We start from the raw sequence: 17,703 nt of genomic DNA, 5'->3' as shown, positions 1-17,703 counted from the left end.
CGCGCAGCAGAGCGGGGCGACGATCCGGAGCGTGTGATCCGCGAACGGCTGCGCGTGCTGATCGAAGCCTTCGGGGCAGGCGGGCGTGTCAAGCGCTCGCTCATCAAGATGGCCTGGCAACTCGATCATCACGAGAACATCATGCAGGCCATGCGCGAGGCGGCCGAACACATCGCCGTGGCCATGTCGCGGCGCGATGCGCCGGAGATGCGTCCGCCGACCGCCGCTACCGTGTTCGTGCTCACGCGGGCGGTGATGGGCACGTTGCGCTCGGCCGCGCTCGAAGATTCGCCATTGCTCGGCACACCGGAGTTCGAGGACGAGCTTTACCGGTTATGCTGGGGACTCTTGCGCGCAGATCACTGAGGCCGCACCACGGCCGGTATTCCCCTGGGACGGAACCCGCAGTTCTGACAAAGGAACGGTGGCATGGACGAAATCGTCAAGGCGGTAAGTATTCTGGCGGGTGGCATCGGTATCTTCCTCATCGGCATGACACTGATGACCGACGGCCTCAAGCTTGCCGCCGGGCCGGCCCTCGAACACATCCTCTCCGGCGCGACGCGCACACGCGTGCAGGCCTTCGCGTCCGGTGTGCTCGTGACCGCGATCACGCAATCCTCGTCGGTCGTGACCATCGCGACCATCGGTTTCGTCAATGCCGGTCTGCTCAAGCTCGGCGGCGCGCTCTGGCTGATGTTCGGCTCGAACCTCGGCTCGACGATGATGCCGTGGATCGTTGCGGTGGTCGGCCTGAAGTTCAACATCGACGCCTTCGCGCTGCCCCTGATCGCCGTGGGCGTGGCGTTGCGCCTCACGGGCGCGGGCTCCCGGCGTGGCGCCATCGGGAATGCCATCGCCGGCTTCGGTCTGCTCTTCTTCGGCATCTCCCTGCTGCAGTCGGCGTTCATCGACATGGCCGGCGTGATCCGCATGCCCGATGGCGACGGACCGCTCGACGTGCTGCTGCAAGTCGTCGTCGGCTTCGTGCTCACTTGCATTGTGCAGTCCTCCGCCGCCGCGATGGCCATCACGCTCACGGCAGCGCAAAACGGGCTGTTGAGTGCGCAAGGCGCCGCAGCCGTGGTGATTGGCGCGAATATCGGCACGACCCTGACCGCCGTGCTCGCGGCGATCGGTGCCACGCCGAACGCCCGGCGCGCTGCGATGGCGCACGTGGCGTTCAACGTGGTGGCGGCCGTTGTCGCGCTGATCCTGTTGCCGTGGATGATTCGCGCCATCGCCTCCGCGATGGGATGGTTCGGCTACGAGACCGATCCCGCCATCAAGCTCGCCATTTTCCACACGACGTTCAACGTGCTCGGCGTGTTACTGATGATCCCGTTGTCCACGCCACTGCTGCACTGGCTGCAACGCCGCTTCCGTACGCGCGAGGAAGACGAAGGCGCGCCGCAGTTCCTCGACGACAACGTGCTGCAAGTGCCGCAATTGGCCGTCGACGCGCTCGAGCGTGAAGTCGAGCGCCTCGGCGTGATGAGCCGCCACATGGTGCGCGGCGCGCTCACCGGCATGAGTGCCGGTGCACTGGCGCAGGAACACGCTTCCGTGATGCGTCTCGGGGCGGTGTGCCAGTCGTTCGCGGAGCGCATGAGTCGCGTGGCGATGGAAGCCGCCGCCGCCGAAGCCCTCGCCGATACGCTGCGCACGCTGCGCTACTACGAGAGTGCCGCCGAACAGGCCATAGCCGCCGCAACATTGCATGACCAGACGGGCACTGCTACCGGGCTTTCCGATGCCTACACGGCATTCCTGCACGAGTCGACCGAACTGCTCGATCTCGTGGAGCGCGACACACTACCCGCCGACGTCGGTGAATCATTCGTCACACACGTGGCATCGATGGAGGCCGCCTATGGCGGACTCAAGGCCAAGCTGCTTGCCGACGGGGCCGCCGGGACCACGCGCATCGCCGCGATGGAAGAGGCATTGCGCCGCTACAGCGCGATTCGCCGCGCGTTGCAACAAACGGTCAAGGCGAGTACCCGGCGCGCGAAGGGCACCGATCCGATCGATTGACATCAACGCGTGCCGCTGCTTGCGCAACGTAATTTGCGTGGCTAGAATGCGAACTGATTTTTGGTATTCGGCGATGTTTATCCGCTGATACCACGTAAGCGTTCACGTGAACCAACGCATACTCCGCGACAGCGGCCGGGCGATCCGGCACGTCGGTCGAGGGGCGTGCGTTCGCAAGTGAACCACCGGGTTGCCCATTCGGCGCCATCCCCGGTTCTCTACGCGCCACAAGCGCCTTTTCCCCCGATTTGCCCTGTTGACCCGAATCGTCGGTGCGTTCCGACGGCCGCGTCGCGCTCGTTCGTTCGCCGGTACGCGCTATGCGCCACGTGTGCGCCGGCACCTCATGGAGCTTTTGGTATGTCGTCCCCCGCTGCTTCTGCTGCAACGGCCAATCCGGAGGCTGGACAGGCCACCCCGGCCAATCCGGCCAATTCGGCCAATCCAGCCACCTCGACCGGCGCGCCCGTCAACGCCACGGCGTTGTTGCTGCGCTTTTCGCTTAACGTGTTTCTGGCGTGCCTGACCATCGGCATGTCGCTCTCCGTCGTGCCGCTGTTCGTGCATGACGTGCTCGGCTTTCACAACGTCGTGGTCGGCTTTGCCGTTGGCGTGCAGTCGCTGGCGACGGTGCTTACGCGCAAGTTCGCCGGGCGCACCGCCGATCAGCGTGGCGCGCGCGTTGCACTCATGCGCGGTCTGACGTTCGTCGGACTCTCCGGTATCGCGATGCTGGCCACGGGCCTCGTGACGCTCTCGCCCGAGCCGCGTCTCGGTGTCCTCACGATCTCCCGTCTGCTGCTCGGCGTGGGCGAGAGTCTGTGTATCACTGGCACGCTGACATGGGCCATCGGCAGCCTCGGCGCGGCGCAATCGGGTCGCGTGATGTCCTGGACGGGCGCCGCCGTCTTCAGCGGGTTCGCTGTCGGTGCGCCGCTCGGACTCGCGCTTTACGGCAGCACGGCACTCATTGGCGTCGCCATCGTGATGTGTCTTCTGCCGCTGGCCGGCTGGGCTGTCATCTCGCGTATTCCGGGCGTTGCTCCGGCGCACCACGCAGGCGGCGCGCTGCCGTACTCGCAGGTGCTGCGCATCGTGTTTCTGCCGGGGCTGGCGCTGGCGTTGCAGGGGGTGGGCTTTGCGGTGGTCGGGGCGTTCGTGGTCTTGTACTTCGATGCGTCGCGCTGGGCTGGCGCCGCCATAGCACTCTCGGCTTTCGGTCTGGCCTTCGTGCTGGTGCGCCTGATCGGCGGTCGATGGCCGGAGCGCTTCGGCAACCTGCGCGTCGCGCAAGCGTCGCTCGTCGTCGAAGCCGTTGGTCTGCTGCTTGTCTGGCAGGCACCGGTCGCGTGGCTCGCATTGCTCGGCACCGCACTCGCCGGCGCCGGTGCGTCGTTGATCTTCCCGTCGCTGGGGATCGAAGTCGTCAAACGTGCCCCCGCCGCGAGCCGAGGCACCAGTCTTGGGACGTATGCCGCGTTTCAGGACGTTGCCATCCTGCTCACCGGCCCGCTGGCCGGCGCCGTGGCGAATCCATTCGGCTATCGCGCGGTGTTTTTGTGTGGCGCCGTGGCGGCGGCGATCGGTGTCGTCGTGGTCGTCACATTGCGTGCACGTCGCCGCTGATCCAGCAACCGGCGTCGGCGTCGAGCGGATCGCGCAGCGTGACCGTGATGGCCGACGGATGTCCCATCGCAACGCCTTGTCGCACCACGACGCCGCGTTCGCCCGGCGCCAGCCAACCATAGCGGCGCGCCCCGTAGAGCAGCGCCGCGGCGGCGATGCCGGTTGCGGCGTCTTCCGGATAGCCGGAAGATCGCGGGAACTGACGCGCCTGCAATACCGGTAGCGCGCGTCCGTCACCGACGTCTTCGCGGGCGCACGGGTACAAGCCGGTGGATGCGATGGCATCGCAGGTCGCGAGCATCTTGCTGAAATCCGGGGCCAGCGACTGCAGTTGCGCGACGCTGCGCAGCGGGATCAGTGTCTTCACGCGACTCGTCGCCGCGTTGCAGATGCCCTCAGGGGCAATGTCGTCGGGCGAGATTCGTAACGCCGCGCAGATGGCATTGATGGCCGTGGCGTCGATGATGGGCTCGGTGCGTCCTGACGGCTGGCTCACTTCGATGTGCTCGCCGTCGTCGGCCATCCGGCCCTCGACCTTGCCGCTCAACGTCTCAATGGTGACGGGGCGGCCATCCCATCGTCCGGCACGACGCAGCACCCACAACGCGCCCAGCGTGGCGTGCCCGCACATCTCCATCTCATGATTCGGCACGAAGAAACGAAAGCGCCAGGTGTTCAGCGAGTCCGCCGGCGCCATGATGAATCCACTCTCATGTCCGTAATGCGCCGCTACCGCACGCATGTCGTCGGCCGACAGGGCGTCGGCATCGAGCACGATGGGCGCCGGATTGCCGCCATTCTGCGCAGCGGGGAAGACACTCACCAGCGACACGACAGCGGGTGCGGGCAGCGACAGGGAAGCGTGAGAAGTCATGACGGTGCGTGATTCAAAATTCGGAGAGGTCTATGCGATGCCTCGGTAGCGGGCGGTACGCCGCAACGTCAATTGCGGTGTCATAGCGACGAGATTACGCGCGAAACCCTGCGGCTGTCAGGCGACAAATGGATGTCCTTCGCTACGATTTTCAGACAAGTCCGCATAGCGGCAGACATGTCAGAGGGCCAGCGCCCCGTGTGAAGCGGTGTCGCGACACTGACGCGCCCGATCGTCGCCCAGCGTGTCAATGTGACTGCGATGTCGCGTCCATACGACATTCTCAATCGCTGCGATTTAAGAAATTCATCGCTGACCGAGGAAGCGTTCCAAATCGGGCGTTGTCCTATGGTTTACAATCGCGTCGGCCTCCCGAAAACCAAAGGGGATGGCAGGGTAGAAACGTTGCGCAACGGCCGATGGGCCGGGGCTGACGTCCGGAGACAATGTCGACGGATCCCGCGAAATCGATTCCCGTCGCATGGGAATCGTGAGGTCTTCAGAGCGGTCGAGTGGGTAAGGCAGCGTGATCGGTGCGAGTGGTCTGTCGGCAGCGTTGCAGTCGTGATTCTGGCTGCGTGGCAGCCGAAGTTCGAAGTGGAGACCATGAGTACTATCGCTAGCGGTACCAAACCCATCGCGCACTCGCGCGAGATCGAGGCGCGAGCCTACGCAAAAGCGACCTGGCGTTTGTTGCCGTTCCTTTTCCTGTGTTACGTCGCGGCATATCTCGACCGCGTGAATGTCGGCTTTGCCAAGTTGCAAATGCTGAACGACCTGCAATTCAGCGAGACCATCTACGGTCTCGGCGCAGGTATTTTCTTCATCGGTTACTTCTTCTTCGAAGTGCCGAGCAACATCATCATGCACAAGGTGGGTGCGCGCCGCTGGATCGCGCGCATCATGATCTCGTGGGCCGTGCTCTCGGCTGCCACGCTGTTCGTGAAGACCCCCATGCAGTTCTATGTGGTGCGCTTCCTGCTGGGCGTGGCCGAAGCGGGCTTCTTCCCCGGTATCGTGCTGTATCTGACGTACTGGTTCCCGGCACAACGCCGTGGCCGCATGAACGCGCTGTTCATGATCGGCATTCCCATCGCCGGTGTGTTCGGCGGTCCGCTTTCGGGCTGGATCCTCTCCGCGTTCAACGGCGTGGGTGGTTGGGCGGCCTGGCAATGGCTGTTCTTCATCGAAGCGATTCCGTCGGTGATTCTCGGTGTGATCGTGCTGATGTACCTGCCGAACGGCATTCGCGCTGCGTCGTGGCTCTCGGAAGACGAGAAGCAGGTGCTCGAGCACAATATCGCGCAAGACAGCGCGGGCAAGGCACAGCACTCGGTGGCATCGGTGTTCTCGAACGGCCGTGTGTGGCTGATGGCCGTGATCTACTTCTGCTGCATGATGGGCCTGTACGGCATCGGCTTCTACCTGCCGACGCTCATCAAGGCCAGCGGCGTGAAGAACGCACTGGACGTGGGTCTGCTGACCGCCATTCCGTACGCCTGTGCCGTGGTCAGCATGATCGTCGTGGCGCGCAGCTCGGACCGCACGCGCGAGCGCCGCTGGCACTTCGCCGTGGTGTCGCTGGCCGGTGCCGTGGGCCTGTACCTGAGCACGATCTGGGGCAACAACGTGCCGCTCGCGATGGTGGCGTTGTCGGTTGGCACGGCCGGCATGCTGGCAACGATGCCGGTGTTCTGGACCTACCCGAGCGCGCTGCTCGTGGGCGGTTCGGCCGCTGCGGCGATCGGCATGATCAACTCGATCGGTAACCTTGCGGGTTTCGTGAGCCCGTTCGTCATCGGCTGGCTCAAGGACGTGACGCAAAGCACCAACGCCGGTATGTACTGCGTGTCGGCTGCGCTTGCACTGGGCGCCGTGCTGGCCCTCACGCAATCGAAGGAACAGGTCAATCGCTGACCGGTTCTCTGCGGGGCCGTTGGCGGTGTATGCCGCCTTCGGCGCTGGTTGTGAAGTGTCGAATCCTGGAACAGGTTGACACTGAAGGTGGTACAAAACGCCCGATGCCTGTCATCGGGCGTTTTGCATTTCATGGCCGGATTTACGGGCGAGGCATCCCGTTCGTGCCAACGTTCCCGGTAAGTTCGCCGCTTGACTCGCGCCATTTCCTCGCCAGCCAATCGCTCAGCGCGAGGACCGCCGGAGACGTGAATTTCCCGGGGGGGCGAAGCAGCCAGACGGGAAAGCGCACGCTTTGCCAGCCGGCCAGGACTTCTTCCAACGCGCCGGCCTGAATGTCCCGTTGTACCAGCCAACGCGGGAGTATGCCGACGCCGGCCCCGCCAAGCACCATGCGATACAACGTCGGCTCATGATTCACGGAGAGTCTGCGATTCACGCGGACCGAAGTGATTTCCTCACCATTTTTCAGATCGACGTGATCGTGGGTATTGCGAACTGCCGGATGGCAGAGCACGCCGTCTTCATCGAGATCCGCTGGAGAACGCGGGCGATCACGTTGCGCCAGAAATGTCCTGCTTGCGCAAATCACCATGTCTTCATGGCCAATCTCGCGCGCCACGACTTCCTCGTCGCGGATCATGCCAACGCGTAACGCGAGGTCGATGCGATCCGCAAAGAAATCGAACAGCGTATCGCTAACCTGGAAGTTGATCCGGATCTTGGCGTGGGCTTGGCAGAATTCGAGTATCCAATCGGAAAGCAAATATTCGCTTTCCAGCACCGGGGCGGAAAAACGGATCAATCCGCTCAACTCGCCTTCGGGCGAATTGATGTTTTCGTGAAACTGATCGAAATGGGCCAGGACCTCTTGCATTTGGCGATACGCGAGCATTCCGGTGTCGGTAACGCTGAGGACCCTGCTGGAACGATGCAGCAATTGAATGCCGAGATCATTTTCAAGAGACTGAATCCGGCGGCTGATCGTCGATGGCTCTGTCGCGGATTCCTCCGCGACTTTGGTGAAACTGCCTAATTCGACGACACGGGCGAAGAGTCGCCACGTCGACAGATCATCACCTTTGCGCATAGTGCAACCTCGGTTTGCGTGATGTTGCGTTGTTATTGCCATGCTTGAAACGTAGCATTTGCGTTCAATTCCCTTTGGAGATCAAGCATGATTCGCCACACCACTGTCGGTACCCAAAATATCGCCGCAGCAAAGCAATTTTACGACGCTGTATTGGCGCCGCTGAATCTCGTCGCCCGATACGACGCCGACTATGCTGTCGGATACGGAAAGCCCGATGCACCGAATCATCAATGCGTTTTCTGGAGCATGTTGCCCATTAATGGCGACGCGGCAAGCTTTGGTAATGGCACGTCGATTGCATTTTGGGCGAATTCGCAAGCGCAGGTCGATGCCGTTTATCGCGCGGCGATCGAACAGGGGGCCAAGTGTGAAGGCGCACCCGGTCCGCGAAAAGACTATCACCCGGATATCTATGTCGCGTATTTCCGTGATCCGGACCAAAACAAGCTGGCGGTGATTTTTGACGCGAATCACCCACCGGTTACGGCGAGCTGACCATGGATTCAACGCAATCGTTGGTATTGTCCCAACTGCCGTATGTCGATGCCGAGTTGAACTACGTCAAACGCTCGGATGAAGAACTGTATTCCTACGGCCATGCGCGTGAAGACGGGCCGCAAAACAATATAACGCTGGACCCGCAATCGATGCGGGTTTATGACGTGAATCCGGTCGCCGGGCGTCTGGATTTGGATCGTCACGGGTTCAAACTCGTTCCGCGTCACACGGCGGTAACGGATTACTCCGAAGCGCAAATCAAATCCGTGGCGTATCCGGAAATTGCGCAAATGGTGGCCGAGCACACCGGCGCTGCTTTCGTGAAGCTTTACGACTACACGATTCGCAAGTCTGTCGAAGGCGAAATCAGCATCGGACAGGTCAACGGGCGTGCGGCGGGGAGCGAGCAACGTGCACCGGACCCCCGTATGCACAATGACTACACGCACAAGTCCGCCGCTGTTCGTGTTGCCTCGTTGCTGGGAGACGAGGCGCCGAAATACGCCGGAAAGCGCTTCGTCTTTCTCAATATCTGGCATCCCCTGCGAGGCCCGCTGCATGACAAGCCGCTCGCGTTCGCGGACCCGGGATCGATTGAGGAAGGGGATTTGGTGCCGGTGACCTTGATGTTCCCGGGACGCAAGGGCTCGATGTTTGCGCTGTCGCATAATGCGGCGCATCGCTGGTTCTATGCGAGGGGAATGCAGCCCGATCAGGCCTGGATTTTCAAGGTCTACGATGCTTCGACGTCTTTGGGGCCGCAGTTCGTGCCGCACGGGGCTTTCACCGACCCGAGTGCTCCGGAAAATCATCTTCCGCGTGAGAGCATCGAGTTTCGTGCCCTCGCGTTGTTCGACGATTGATGTGTTGCGTCCCGCGCCATGTGCGCGGGCACAAGGCATTGCGGGCGATGTCGCGTCTTGAAATGGCTGGCGGGAAACGTGGTTTCAGGACGGGGCAGCGACAACAAAAAAGCCGGCATTTGCCGGCTTTTTTGTTGGGTATTGCGAGTAGACAAGGGCGGTCGTACCGACCCGCCCACAGGCTACCGGTGCTGCAGTGCGCTTACGCCTTCGCTGCGCTTTCCAGCGCGGCGTTGAACGTCTTGCTCGGGCGCATGACCTGGTCGAGCTTGGCGAAGTCCGGCTTGTAGTAGCCGCCGATGTCGGCCGGCTTGCCTTGCACGTCGGCGAGTTCGCCCACGATGGTCTTCTCGTTCTCGGTCAGTTGCTTGGCCAGCGGCGCGAAGGTCTTGGCCAGGTCGGCATCTTCCGTCTGTGCGGCCAGTTCCTGCGCCCAGTACATCGACAGATAGAACTGGCTGCCGCGGTTGTCGAGCTCACCGGTCTTCGGCGACGGACCCTTGTTGTTGTCGAGCAGCTTGCCCGTGGCAGCGTCGAGCGTCTTGGCGAGGATCTTGGCGCGTTGGTTACCCGTCTTGATGCCCAGGTCTTCCAGCGACACGGCCAGCGCCAGGAACTCACCCAGCGAGTCCCAGCGCAGATGGTTTTCTTCCACCAGTTGCTTGACGTGCTTCGGTGCCGAACCGCCTGCACCCGTTTCGTACATGCCGCCACCGGCCATCAGCGGCACGATCGAGAGCATCTTGGCGCTGGTGCCCAGCTCCATGATCGGGAAGAGGTCGGTCAGGTAGTCGCGCAGAATGTTGCCGGTCACCGAGATGGTGTCCAGGCCACGGATCACGCGCTCGAGCGTGTAACGCATGGCGCGCACTTGCGACATGATCTGGATGTCGAGACCGTTGGTGTCGTAATCCTTCAGGTACGTTTCGACCTTCTTGATCAGTTCGGCTTCGTGCGGACGGTACGGGTCGAGCCAGAACACGGCCGGCATGCCCGAGTTGCGCACGCGGTTCACGGCGAGCTTCACCCAGTCGCGGATCGGGGCGTCCTTGACCTGGCACATACGCCAGATGTCGCCGGCTTCCACGTTCTGCGACAGCAGCACTTCGCCGGTGGCGATGTCGACGATGTTCGCCACGCCGTCTTCGGCGATCTCGAACGTCTTGTCGTGCGAGCCGTATTCTTCGGCCTTCTGCGCCATCAGGCCAACGTTCGGCACCGTGCCCATCGTGGTCGGGTCGAAAGCGCCGTTCGTCTTGCAGAAGTTGATGATTTCCTGATAGATGCGGGCGAACGTGCTTTCCGGGATCACGGCCTTCGTGTCCTTCGGACGGCCGTCGGCACCCCACATCTTGCCGCCGATACGGATCATGGCGGGCATCGAGGCGTCGACGATCACGTCGTTCGGTGCGTGCAGGTTCGAGATGCCCTTGGCCGAGTCGACCATCGCCAGTTCCGGACGGTGCTCGTGGCAGGCATGCAGATCGCGGATGATCTCTTCACGTTGCGTGCTCGGCAGCGCTTCGATCTTCTCGTACAGGTTCACGAGACCGTTGTTGACGTTCACGCCCAGTTCGTCGAACAGCTTGCCGTGCTTCTCGAAGGCTTCCTTGTAGAAGATCTTCACGGCGTGGCCGAACACGATCGGGTGCGAGACCTTCATCATGGTGGCCTTCACGTGCAGCGAGAACATCACGCCGGTCTTGCGCGCGTCTTCCATCTGCTCTTCGTAGAACTCGCACAGCGCCTTCTTGCTCATGAACATGCTGTCGATGATTTCGCCGTCGAGCAGCGAGACCTTCGGCTTGAGCACGATCGTCTTGCCGCTGTTGGTGACGAGTTCCATCTTGACGTCACGGGCCTTGTCGATGGTCATCGACTTTTCGCCATGGTAGAAGTCGCCATGCTTCATGTGCGCGACGTGCGTGCGCGAAGCCATGCTCCACTCGCCCATGCTGTGCGGGTGCTTCTTGGCGTAGTTCTTGACGGCCAGCGGCGCGCGGCGATCCGAGTTGCCTTCACGCAGCACGGGGTTCACTGCCGAGCCCAGGCACTTCGAGTAACGCTTCTGGATGGCCTTTTCTTCGTCGGTCTTCGGGTCTTCCGGATAGTCCGGCACCTTGTAGCCCTTCGATTGGAGTTCCTTGATGGCGCTCTGGAGCTGGAACACCGACGCGCTGATGTTCGGCAGCTTGATGATGTTCGTGTCCGGATCTTGCGTCAGACGGCCCAGCTCGGCGAGGTTGTCCGGCACGCGCTGGTCTTCCGTCAGGAATTCGGGGAACTCACCGAGGATACGGCCCGACACCGAAATGTCGCTCGTCTCGATCGCCACGCCGGCGGGCGCGGTGAACGTGCGAATGATCGGGAGGAAGGAGCCGGTGGCCAGAAGCGGTGCTTCGTCGGTCAGGGTGTAGATGATGCTGGGTTGCTGCGTACTCATCGCTGGTCTCGGATTCAAGAAGCAGGAAAAGGTGGGGGAACGCCGCCGACTGGGGTGACAGTCCGCTAGCCATGACAAATTGCCTCGATTGTGACACGGGTCGGGGGCAAAACTGAAATGCCTTTTCGTAATGTGAATGCTTGGGTCTTATATAAGACTGCCACTGTAGGCCCCGTCACGTCGTGGAAAACCCCGTAGGACGGGCGGCGGGTTCGTTCCGGCAATGTATTTCCTATGGCTTTCGATATATCGAAATCGATTGATTTTATCCGGTGATACAAAAAATCTATGAAAAACGGCCGGGTGCACGTCCTGGTGTGACGGGTTTCGTGCCGGTTCGCCAGGGTCGCTGTCATCAGAATAGGTAAACGCGGGCTGGGCGACTGCGCGGTACAAGGCAAAACGAGTAATAGACCCGCAACAGACCAGCGAGAGGCGCCGCTCGACGTGCGTCTCCTTGTGTGCCGGGATTCACTGCCTGTCGGCTTCACCGCATCGCTGCCGCGCGCCGAATCTGAACATCGCGATGACGGCGGGGCAGACCTACGTGACTGGTGCGGGAAGGGCTGCGGTGGGGCCGGATGGCGCACGCGCGACCTTCAGCACGATTACGCAAAACGTGACGGGCGGTGCATGCGCGGGAGCATGCCAACTTTGGACGCAAGGCGTGCTGACCGGTGCAGCGGCGAACAATGGGGGGATCGTCTATTCGCTTACCGGGCCCGACGTTCGAGTGGTCGGGGTAGCAGGATTCAAGCGCTGACGAAGGGAGCAGTGGGATAACGATGGGAGCGCAACTGACGCTCGCATCGATCAATCCGGACGCAGAATGCAAAAAGGGCCGACGCATCGTCGGCCCTTCGAATCTGGTGGGTGGTACAGGGATTGAACCTGTGACCCCTGCCGTGTGAAGGCAGTGCTCTACCGCTGAGCTAACCACCCAAATCATCAACTAAATCAATGACTTAGTGTCGATTGCTGAAGTTCTTCTTTCGCAATCAGGAGCAGAACTTTAACTGTTTTCGCTGAAGTCTGCAACCTTTCTTTTGTTCTTTTTTGCTGCCGCCGTGACGATATCTCTCGATCACTTCACGCCGTTTCTTGCGATGACTCGCAAGCAGCAAAGACAGCGATTATAGGGATGTTTTCTCCACTTGGGAAGACCTTCGTGCGAATTTCTCGCAAAGCGTCTCGCATCCCTTGCAATCTCACGCGGCCGGTGTGGCCTCGCCTTCCGGCGGTGCCGGTTCCGTGCGCCACACGCATGTTCCCTTGATGCCTTTATCGATGCTGTTCAACACGTCGTCGTGCTGCGTGACTTCTTCCGCAGCGGCCAGGATCACTGGCAAATCGAACTGGCGCAGCGAAATCTTTTCGCGCTGCGCACCGGCGTGGCCTTCATCACCGTCGCCGGCATCGATGACCAGACTTTCCTGGCCGCGCGTCATGGCAAGGTAGACGTCGGCGAGCAGCTCCGCATCGAGCAATGCGCCGTGCAGCGTGCGGTGCGCGTTGTTCACGCCGAGACGTTCGCAAAGCGCGTCCAGCGAATTGCGGCGGCCGGGGAACATCTCGCGTGCACGAAGCAGGGTGTCGATCAGGCTCGTGCAGTGCTGCATGAACGGCGGCCAGCCGAGGCGGCCGAACTCCATGTCGAGAAAGCCCAGATCGAACGCCGCGTTGTGAATGATGATCTCGGCGTCGCGGCAATACTCGCGCAACTCTTCCGCGATCTCCGCGAATTTGGGCTTGTCGGACAGGAACTCGGTCGTCAGTCCGTGCACGGCCAATGCGCCCGGATCGCTGTCGCGTTCGGGGTTGATGTAGAAGTGCAGGTTGTTGCCGGTCAGGCGGCGGTTGACCAGTTCGACGCAGCCGATTTCCAGCAGGCGGTCACCCGTCTTGGCGTTCAGGCCGGTGGTTTCGGTATCGAGGATCAGTTGTCGCATGAGGTTCGGTAAATCTTTGGTAAATCGTGTGTGCTTTCGGAATAAGCGCGCTGCAGACAATTCGATATCACGCAACGCGCGGACGAGGGGCGCAGCGTTGAACGCCGCGCCGATCGCGCAACGGGCGATTAGCCGCGCCGCAGGCTTTCCACGCCGCGATTGGCCAACTGGTCGGCGGCCTCGTTGCCGTCGTGTCCGGCGTGACCCTTGACCCAGCGCCAGTCGATGTCATGCTTCTGGGAGATGGCGTCGAGCTCCTGCCAGAGATCGGCATTTTTCACGGGTTCCTTGGCAGCCGTCTTCCAGCCGCGCGCCTTCCAGCCGTGAATCCATTCGCTGATGCCTTTCTGCACGTATTGCGAATCGGTGTGCAGCACGACATGGCAAGGCTTGTTCAGCGCTTCGAGCGCGCGTATGACGGCGAGCAGCTCCATGCGGTTGTTCGTCGTATTGGGTTCGCCGCCAAACATTTCCTTGCGGTGTTTGCCGGCAAGGAGCAGGGCGCCCCAGCCGCCGGGGCCGGGATTGCCTTTGCAGGCACCGTCGGTGTAGATCTCAACTTGCGGCAAGGTCATCTCTCAAACATTCAATCGGACGCTTCGGTAGCTTCAGCCATCTGGCGGTGCGTGGTGTTGGGTGTGGCCACCGGTGCCGCCGCCGGCTGGAGGCCGAGTATACGCTTGCGGACTTTGCCGACCAAGCGCATGCCTCGTACCCGCTTGACCGCGCGCACGGCATAAAGCGCACCGAAGATCGGCCACCAGCGATCGCCTGCGGGCTCCATGAATTCGAAGCGTTGCAGCCAGTGCTCGCCACGCAGGGGAGGGCGATAGCAGCCGAATCGTCCGCGGTCGATATCGAACGACAGCAGCTTGAGCCAGTCTTTCAGACGCGTGAACGCGATGAGGTCGGCGCCCGGGGGCAGGAACGGGGCACCGGCCAGGCGTCCCAGTTCTTCACGGGCGCCCCACAGGCTCAGATTGTTGAAGCCGGTGATGATGACCTGTCCTTCCGGCACGAGAATGCGTTCGACTTCGCGCAAGATGTCGTGCGGGTTCTCCGCGAACTCGAGCACGTGCGGCAACACAACGAGATCGGTGCTTGCCGTGGCGATCGGCAGTTCGTCGAAGCGGCTCACGAGGATGTCGCGGGCGACCATTTCGGTGGCTGCCGTCGCGCTCGGCGCGGCCGCAGCGATACCGTCACCCGGCGGCGGGCAGACGGACGTGTCGCTGGCGGCCTTGGTCATGAGCAGCGGCGCTTCCGGGCCGCGAGCGGCGGGAAGAATGAGCCCCCGGTATGGCATGCGATTCTCACGCAGCGTATCGAGCTCGGGGCGGCCGAGCTGCAGCGCGTGATAGCCGAACAGATCCCCGACCCATTGGTCGAAGAGGGCCTGTTCCCATGCGAGCGCGTAGCGGCCTGGCGGTGAGACGAGCCAGACGGGCCAGTCTATAATCGGACGTTCTGACATGGTGGCGAGTATATATGGATGCGCACGCAGATGCGGCAGGTGAACAGTCGGCCGGAACACTGACCGTCTTTCCCGTCCCCGCGTTCCAGGACAATTATCTCTGGGTCATCGACGACGGCAAAGATGCCGTGGTGGTCGATCCCGGCGACGCCGCCCCGGTGCTCGCCTATCTCGAATCGCGCGGCCTCACGCTGCGCGCCATTCTCATCACGCACAAGCATGCCGACCACGTTGGCGGCATCGGCACACTGCTCGAACGTTTCGACGTGCCGGTGCATGGCCCCGCTCGCGAGGCCATCGCGGGTGTCGACCATCCGCATCAGGGCGGCGAGACGGTGCACATCGCATCGCCGGCCATGACGCTGAACGTCATCGACGTGCCTGGCCACACCGCGGGCCACATCGCTTACTTCCTGGGTGCCGGGCCCGCCGGCGCGCCGCGACTGTTCTGCGGCGACACAATGTTCTCGTGCGGTTGCGGACGCCTCTTCGAAGGCACCCCCGCCCAGATGCTCGCCTCGCTGGACTCGCTCGCCGCACTGCCACCGGCCACGCTCGTGCACTGCACGCACGAATACACGCTCTCGAACATTCGCTTCGCACAGGCCGTCGATCCGGATAACGCGGCGCTGGCCGCGTGGCACCGGGAAGCCACGGCGCTGCGCGCGGCGGGCCGCCCGACGTTGCCCACGACGCTCGCCCAGGAGCGCGTGACCAATCCCTTCCTGCGCAGCGACGCCCCAGCGGTTGCCGCCGCAGCCGAGCACCATGCCGGACGCGCGCCGCTCTCGCGTGAAGCCGTGTTCGCCACCTTGCGCGCCTGGAAAGACACCTTCCGTTGATCGTGAGCGCGTCGCGCTGTCAACCGCGCGACGCGTCATGGCGTCTGTCATAAAGCAGACGTTGACACACATGGACTCGCCTGCTCACCCCTGACGAATCGCCTCGACGATGATGTTTCGGTGTCTTATCGATCGCATCGTATACGGGCGTTGGGTGTGGCTTTTGTGTGTCGTTGCCGCCACATCGTCTCGATTCGCGCTCGGGGATAACCCTTAAATTCGGGGCTTTTTGGCGTAAATTCTGCAAAAAAATTAGGCAGAATGGTTGACGCATCTGAAGGGTTTCCTTAACATCCTTGCCAATTTCATGAAGATGCAACCCCATTCGAGCCCGATCAATGCGACTTATCGTTAGCTTGTTACTGACGCTGCTTCTGGCGGCTTGCGCCAGCACAGCGCCGACCACAGGTGCGTCGAATTCCTCCCCCGATGCGCAGAGCAAGTCGCCTCTCGCTTCGACCGCCAAAGGCAAGCAACGCGTTTCGAGCGATCAGACGATCGACCTCGACAACGACTCCCTGAACGACCTCGCCTACGGCAGCGACGACGCCGACCTCTGGTCACGCATCCGTCACGGATTCTCCATTCCCGATCTCGACACCGATCTCGCGCAGGACCGCACGCAGTGGTACGCGCAGCGTCCCGACTACGTGGAGCGCATGATCGATCGTTCGAACAAGTATCTGTTCCACATCGTCGAAGAACTCGAGCGCCGTCATATGCCGACGGAACTCGCGCTGCTGCCGTTCGTGGAAAGCGCGTATAACCCGCAGGCGCTCTCGACGGCCAAGGCGGCCGGGATGTGGCAGTTCATTCCCAGCACGGGCAAGACGTACAACCTCAAGCAGAACATGTGGCAGGACGAGCGTCGTGACGTGCTTGCCTCCACGACCGCCGCGCTCGATTACCTGTCGAAGCTCTACGCGATGTTCGGCGACTGGCATCTGGCGCTTGCGGCCTACAACTGGGGCGAGGGCAACGTGCAGCGCGCCATCGACCGCAATCAGGCCCAGGGTTTGCCGACCGACTACCTGAGCCTGCGCATGCCGACCGAGACGCGTTACTACGTGCCGAAGCTGCAGGCCATCAAGAACATCATTGCGCACCCGGATCTCTACAGCGTGAAGCTGCCGGAAATCCCGAACCACCCGTATTTCGTGAGCGTGACGACCAAGCGCGACATCGACGTGGCACTCGCTGCGAAGCTCGCCGATCTGCCGCTCGACGAGTTCCGTGCGCTCAATCCGTCGTTCCGCAAGCCGGTGATCCTGGGGGCCGGTCAGCCGCAAATCCTGCTGCCGTTCGACAGCGCCGAAGTGTTCCAACGTCGCCTGAAGAGCTACGACAAGCCGCTTTCGAGCTGGACGACCTACACGTCGTCGTCGCGTGAGCGTCCGGAAGACGTGGCGCGCAAGCTGGGTGTCGATGCCGCCGTGATCCGCTCGGTCAACAACATTGCGCCGCGCATGCGTCTGAAGGCCGGCTCGACGTTGCTGGTGCCGCGCTCGGACGACATCGACCAGGACATCAGCGCATCGGTGGCAAGCAACGCGGTGCTGGCGCTGGAGCCGGACCTGCCCGATACGCGCAAGGTCATGGTGCGCGCACGCAAGCACGACACGCTGGCTGCTGTGGCTTCGCGTAGCGGTGTGAGCGTGGCGCAGATCAAGAGCTGGAACCGTCTGCGTCGCGACACGCTGACGTCGGGCCAGTTGCTGGTGCTCCACGTGCCGGTGAAGGACGCCTCGCGCGTGGTCGCTGCCTCGGCAGCCCCGGCACCGGCTGCCGCGAAGGACGACGACGATGCGCCGCGCACGCGTCTGGTGCGCGGCAAGAACGGCAAGATGATCCGCGTGGTCGACCATCGTCCGGCCGCCACGCCGGCCAAGGGAACGAAGGCTGTCGCGGCCACCAGCAAGGCCGCACCGGCCAAGGCGCCCGCGAAGACGGCCGCCAAGGCGCCTGCGAAGACCGCTGCTGCCAAGCCGGCCGCCAAGGCCCCGGCAAAGGTCACCAAGACGGCGCAGCGCTAAGCGCAAAGCCGGCGACGCCGCTGCGCCGCACTCCGGCAAGACCGCAACAAAGCG

Annotated in this window: 13 protein-coding genes, 1 tRNA gene and 1 pseudogene; 8 read left to right on the top strand and 7 right to left on the bottom strand. The window is 62.4% G+C overall.

Annotated features, from left to right (window positions below; all coding sequences use genetic code 11):
* The 3 genes and pseudogenes from ABWO90_RS22380 to ABWO90_RS22370 all read left to right on the top strand — a co-directional run.
* Positions 1-366 (top strand): annotated as a pseudogene (locus ABWO90_RS22380) (TetR/AcrR family transcriptional regulator); the annotation flags it as partial.
* 63 nt (positions 367-429) lie between these two features.
* Complete coding sequence (locus tag ABWO90_RS22375) at positions 430-2,037, top strand: Na/Pi cotransporter family protein (RefSeq protein WP_353193423.1); 1,608 nt, start codon at positions 430-432, stop codon at positions 2,035-2,037.
* A 360-nt stretch (positions 2,038-2,397) separates the two neighbouring features.
* The gene (locus tag ABWO90_RS22370) at positions 2,398-3,663 is read left to right on the top strand and encodes an arabinose transporter (protein ID WP_353193422.1); all 1,266 of its coding nucleotides are present in this window, start codon (positions 2,398-2,400) and stop codon (positions 3,661-3,663) included.
* Here the strand turns inward: ABWO90_RS22370 and ABWO90_RS22365 are convergent.
* The gene (locus tag ABWO90_RS22365) at positions 3,638-4,537 is read right to left on the bottom strand and encodes a PhzF family phenazine biosynthesis protein (RefSeq protein WP_353193421.1); all 900 of its coding nucleotides are present in this window, start codon (positions 4,535-4,537) and stop codon (positions 3,638-3,640) included. The genes ABWO90_RS22370 and ABWO90_RS22365 overlap by 26 nt on opposite strands.
* Positions 4,538-5,143: 606 nt before the next feature.
* Between ABWO90_RS22365 and ABWO90_RS22360 the strand changes: the two genes are divergently transcribed.
* Positions 5,144-6,454, top strand: a complete 1,311-nt coding sequence (locus ABWO90_RS22360) for an MFS transporter (RefSeq protein ID WP_353193420.1) — start codon at positions 5,144-5,146, stop codon at positions 6,452-6,454.
* Positions 6,455-6,596: 142 nt separating this feature from the next.
* On the opposite strand, the gene ABWO90_RS22355 is transcribed toward ABWO90_RS22360, so the two are convergent.
* The gene (locus tag ABWO90_RS22355) at positions 6,597-7,544 is read right to left on the bottom strand and encodes a LysR family transcriptional regulator (RefSeq protein ID WP_353193419.1); all 948 of its coding nucleotides are present in this window, start codon (positions 7,542-7,544) and stop codon (positions 6,597-6,599) included.
* 87 nt (positions 7,545-7,631) lie between these two features.
* Here ABWO90_RS22355 and ABWO90_RS22350 point away from each other — a divergent pair, with 87 nt between their 5' ends.
* Both ABWO90_RS22350 and ABWO90_RS22345 read left to right on the top strand, forming a co-directional pair.
* The gene (locus ABWO90_RS22350; protein WP_353193418.1) at positions 7,632-8,042 is read left to right on the top strand and encodes a VOC family protein; all 411 of its coding nucleotides are present in this window, start codon (positions 7,632-7,634) and stop codon (positions 8,040-8,042) included.
* A gap of 2 nt (positions 8,043-8,044) precedes the next feature.
* The gene (locus ABWO90_RS22345; RefSeq protein ID WP_353193417.1) at positions 8,045-8,908 is read left to right on the top strand and encodes a CmcJ/NvfI family oxidoreductase; all 864 of its coding nucleotides are present in this window, start codon (positions 8,045-8,047) and stop codon (positions 8,906-8,908) included.
* 202 nt (positions 8,909-9,110) lie between these two features.
* Here the strand turns inward: ABWO90_RS22345 and ABWO90_RS22340 are convergent, their stop codons facing one another.
* The 5 genes from ABWO90_RS22340 to ABWO90_RS22320 all read right to left on the bottom strand — a co-directional run bounded on the left by ABWO90_RS22340 (position 9,111) and on the right by ABWO90_RS22320 (position 14,774).
* Positions 9,111-11,351 (bottom strand): NADP-dependent isocitrate dehydrogenase, encoded by a 2,241-nt coding sequence (locus tag ABWO90_RS22340; protein ID WP_353193416.1) that lies wholly within the window; start codon positions 11,349-11,351, stop codon positions 9,111-9,113.
* Positions 11,352-12,218: 867 nt separating this feature from the next.
* Positions 12,219-12,293: transfer RNA gene (locus tag ABWO90_RS22335), tRNA-Val, on the bottom strand.
* Positions 12,294-12,559: 266 nt separating this feature from the next.
* On the bottom strand, positions 12,560-13,300 hold the full coding sequence (gene dnaQ, locus ABWO90_RS22330; RefSeq protein WP_353193415.1) for a DNA polymerase III subunit epsilon: 741 nt from the start codon (positions 13,298-13,300) through the stop codon (positions 12,560-12,562).
* A 128-nt stretch (positions 13,301-13,428) separates the two neighbouring features.
* Positions 13,429-13,875: a ribonuclease HI gene (gene rnhA / locus ABWO90_RS22325; protein WP_353193414.1), complete on the bottom strand. Its 447-nt coding sequence runs from the start codon at positions 13,873-13,875 to the stop codon at positions 13,429-13,431.
* A gap of 11 nt (positions 13,876-13,886) precedes the next feature.
* Complete coding sequence (locus ABWO90_RS22320) at positions 13,887-14,774, bottom strand: methyltransferase domain-containing protein (protein WP_353193413.1); 888 nt, start codon at positions 14,772-14,774, stop codon at positions 13,887-13,889.
* Between the two features lie 14 nt (positions 14,775-14,788).
* Here ABWO90_RS22320 and gloB point away from each other — a divergent pair, with 14 nt between their 5' ends.
* Both gloB and ABWO90_RS22310 read left to right on the top strand, forming a co-directional pair.
* Entirely contained in the window at positions 14,789-15,616 is an 828-nt protein-coding gene (gene gloB, locus ABWO90_RS22315; RefSeq protein ID WP_353193412.1) for a hydroxyacylglutathione hydrolase, read from the top strand.
* 338 nt (positions 15,617-15,954) lie between these two features.
* The gene (locus tag ABWO90_RS22310; protein WP_353193411.1) at positions 15,955-17,649 is read left to right on the top strand and encodes a transglycosylase SLT domain-containing protein; all 1,695 of its coding nucleotides are present in this window, start codon (positions 15,955-15,957) and stop codon (positions 17,647-17,649) included.
* Positions 17,650-17,703 lie beyond the last annotated feature (54 nt).

Source organism: Pandoraea pnomenusa (genome assembly GCF_040391475.1).
Taxonomy (GTDB): domain Bacteria; phylum Pseudomonadota; class Gammaproteobacteria; order Burkholderiales; family Burkholderiaceae; genus Pandoraea; species Pandoraea pnomenusa_C.
This window is presented reverse-complemented; position numbering and strand designations above follow the sequence as displayed.

Coding starts and splice junctions, on each gene's coding strand:
- gloB (WP_353193412.1), top strand. CDS start 14,789: ATGGATGCGCACGCAGATGCGGCAGGTGAACAGTCGGCCGGAACACTG.
- ABWO90_RS22365 (WP_353193421.1), bottom strand. CDS start 4,537: ATGACTTCTCACGCTTCCCTGTCGCTGCCCGCACCCGCTGTCGTGTCG.
- rnhA (WP_353193414.1), bottom strand. CDS start 13,875: ATGACCTTGCCGCAAGTTGAGATCTACACCGACGGTGCCTGCAAAGGC.
- ABWO90_RS22370 (WP_353193422.1), top strand. CDS start 2,398: ATGTCGTCCCCCGCTGCTTCTGCTGCAACGGCCAATCCGGAGGCTGGA.
- ABWO90_RS22350 (WP_353193418.1), top strand. CDS start 7,632: ATGATTCGCCACACCACTGTCGGTACCCAAAATATCGCCGCAGCAAAG.
- dnaQ (WP_353193415.1), bottom strand. CDS start 13,300: ATGCGACAACTGATCCTCGATACCGAAACCACCGGCCTGAACGCCAAG.
- ABWO90_RS22355 (WP_353193419.1), bottom strand. CDS start 7,544: ATGCGCAAAGGTGATGATCTGTCGACGTGGCGACTCTTCGCCCGTGTC.
- ABWO90_RS22310 (WP_353193411.1), top strand. CDS start 15,955: ATGCGACTTATCGTTAGCTTGTTACTGACGCTGCTTCTGGCGGCTTGC.
- ABWO90_RS22320 (WP_353193413.1), bottom strand. CDS start 14,774: ATGTCAGAACGTCCGATTATAGACTGGCCCGTCTGGCTCGTCTCACCG.
- ABWO90_RS22340 (WP_353193416.1), bottom strand. CDS start 11,351: ATGAGTACGCAGCAACCCAGCATCATCTACACCCTGACCGACGAAGCA.
- ABWO90_RS22345 (WP_353193417.1), top strand. CDS start 8,045: ATGGATTCAACGCAATCGTTGGTATTGTCCCAACTGCCGTATGTCGAT.
- ABWO90_RS22360 (WP_353193420.1), top strand. CDS start 5,144: ATGAGTACTATCGCTAGCGGTACCAAACCCATCGCGCACTCGCGCGAG.
- ABWO90_RS22375 (WP_353193423.1), top strand. CDS start 430: ATGGACGAAATCGTCAAGGCGGTAAGTATTCTGGCGGGTGGCATCGGT.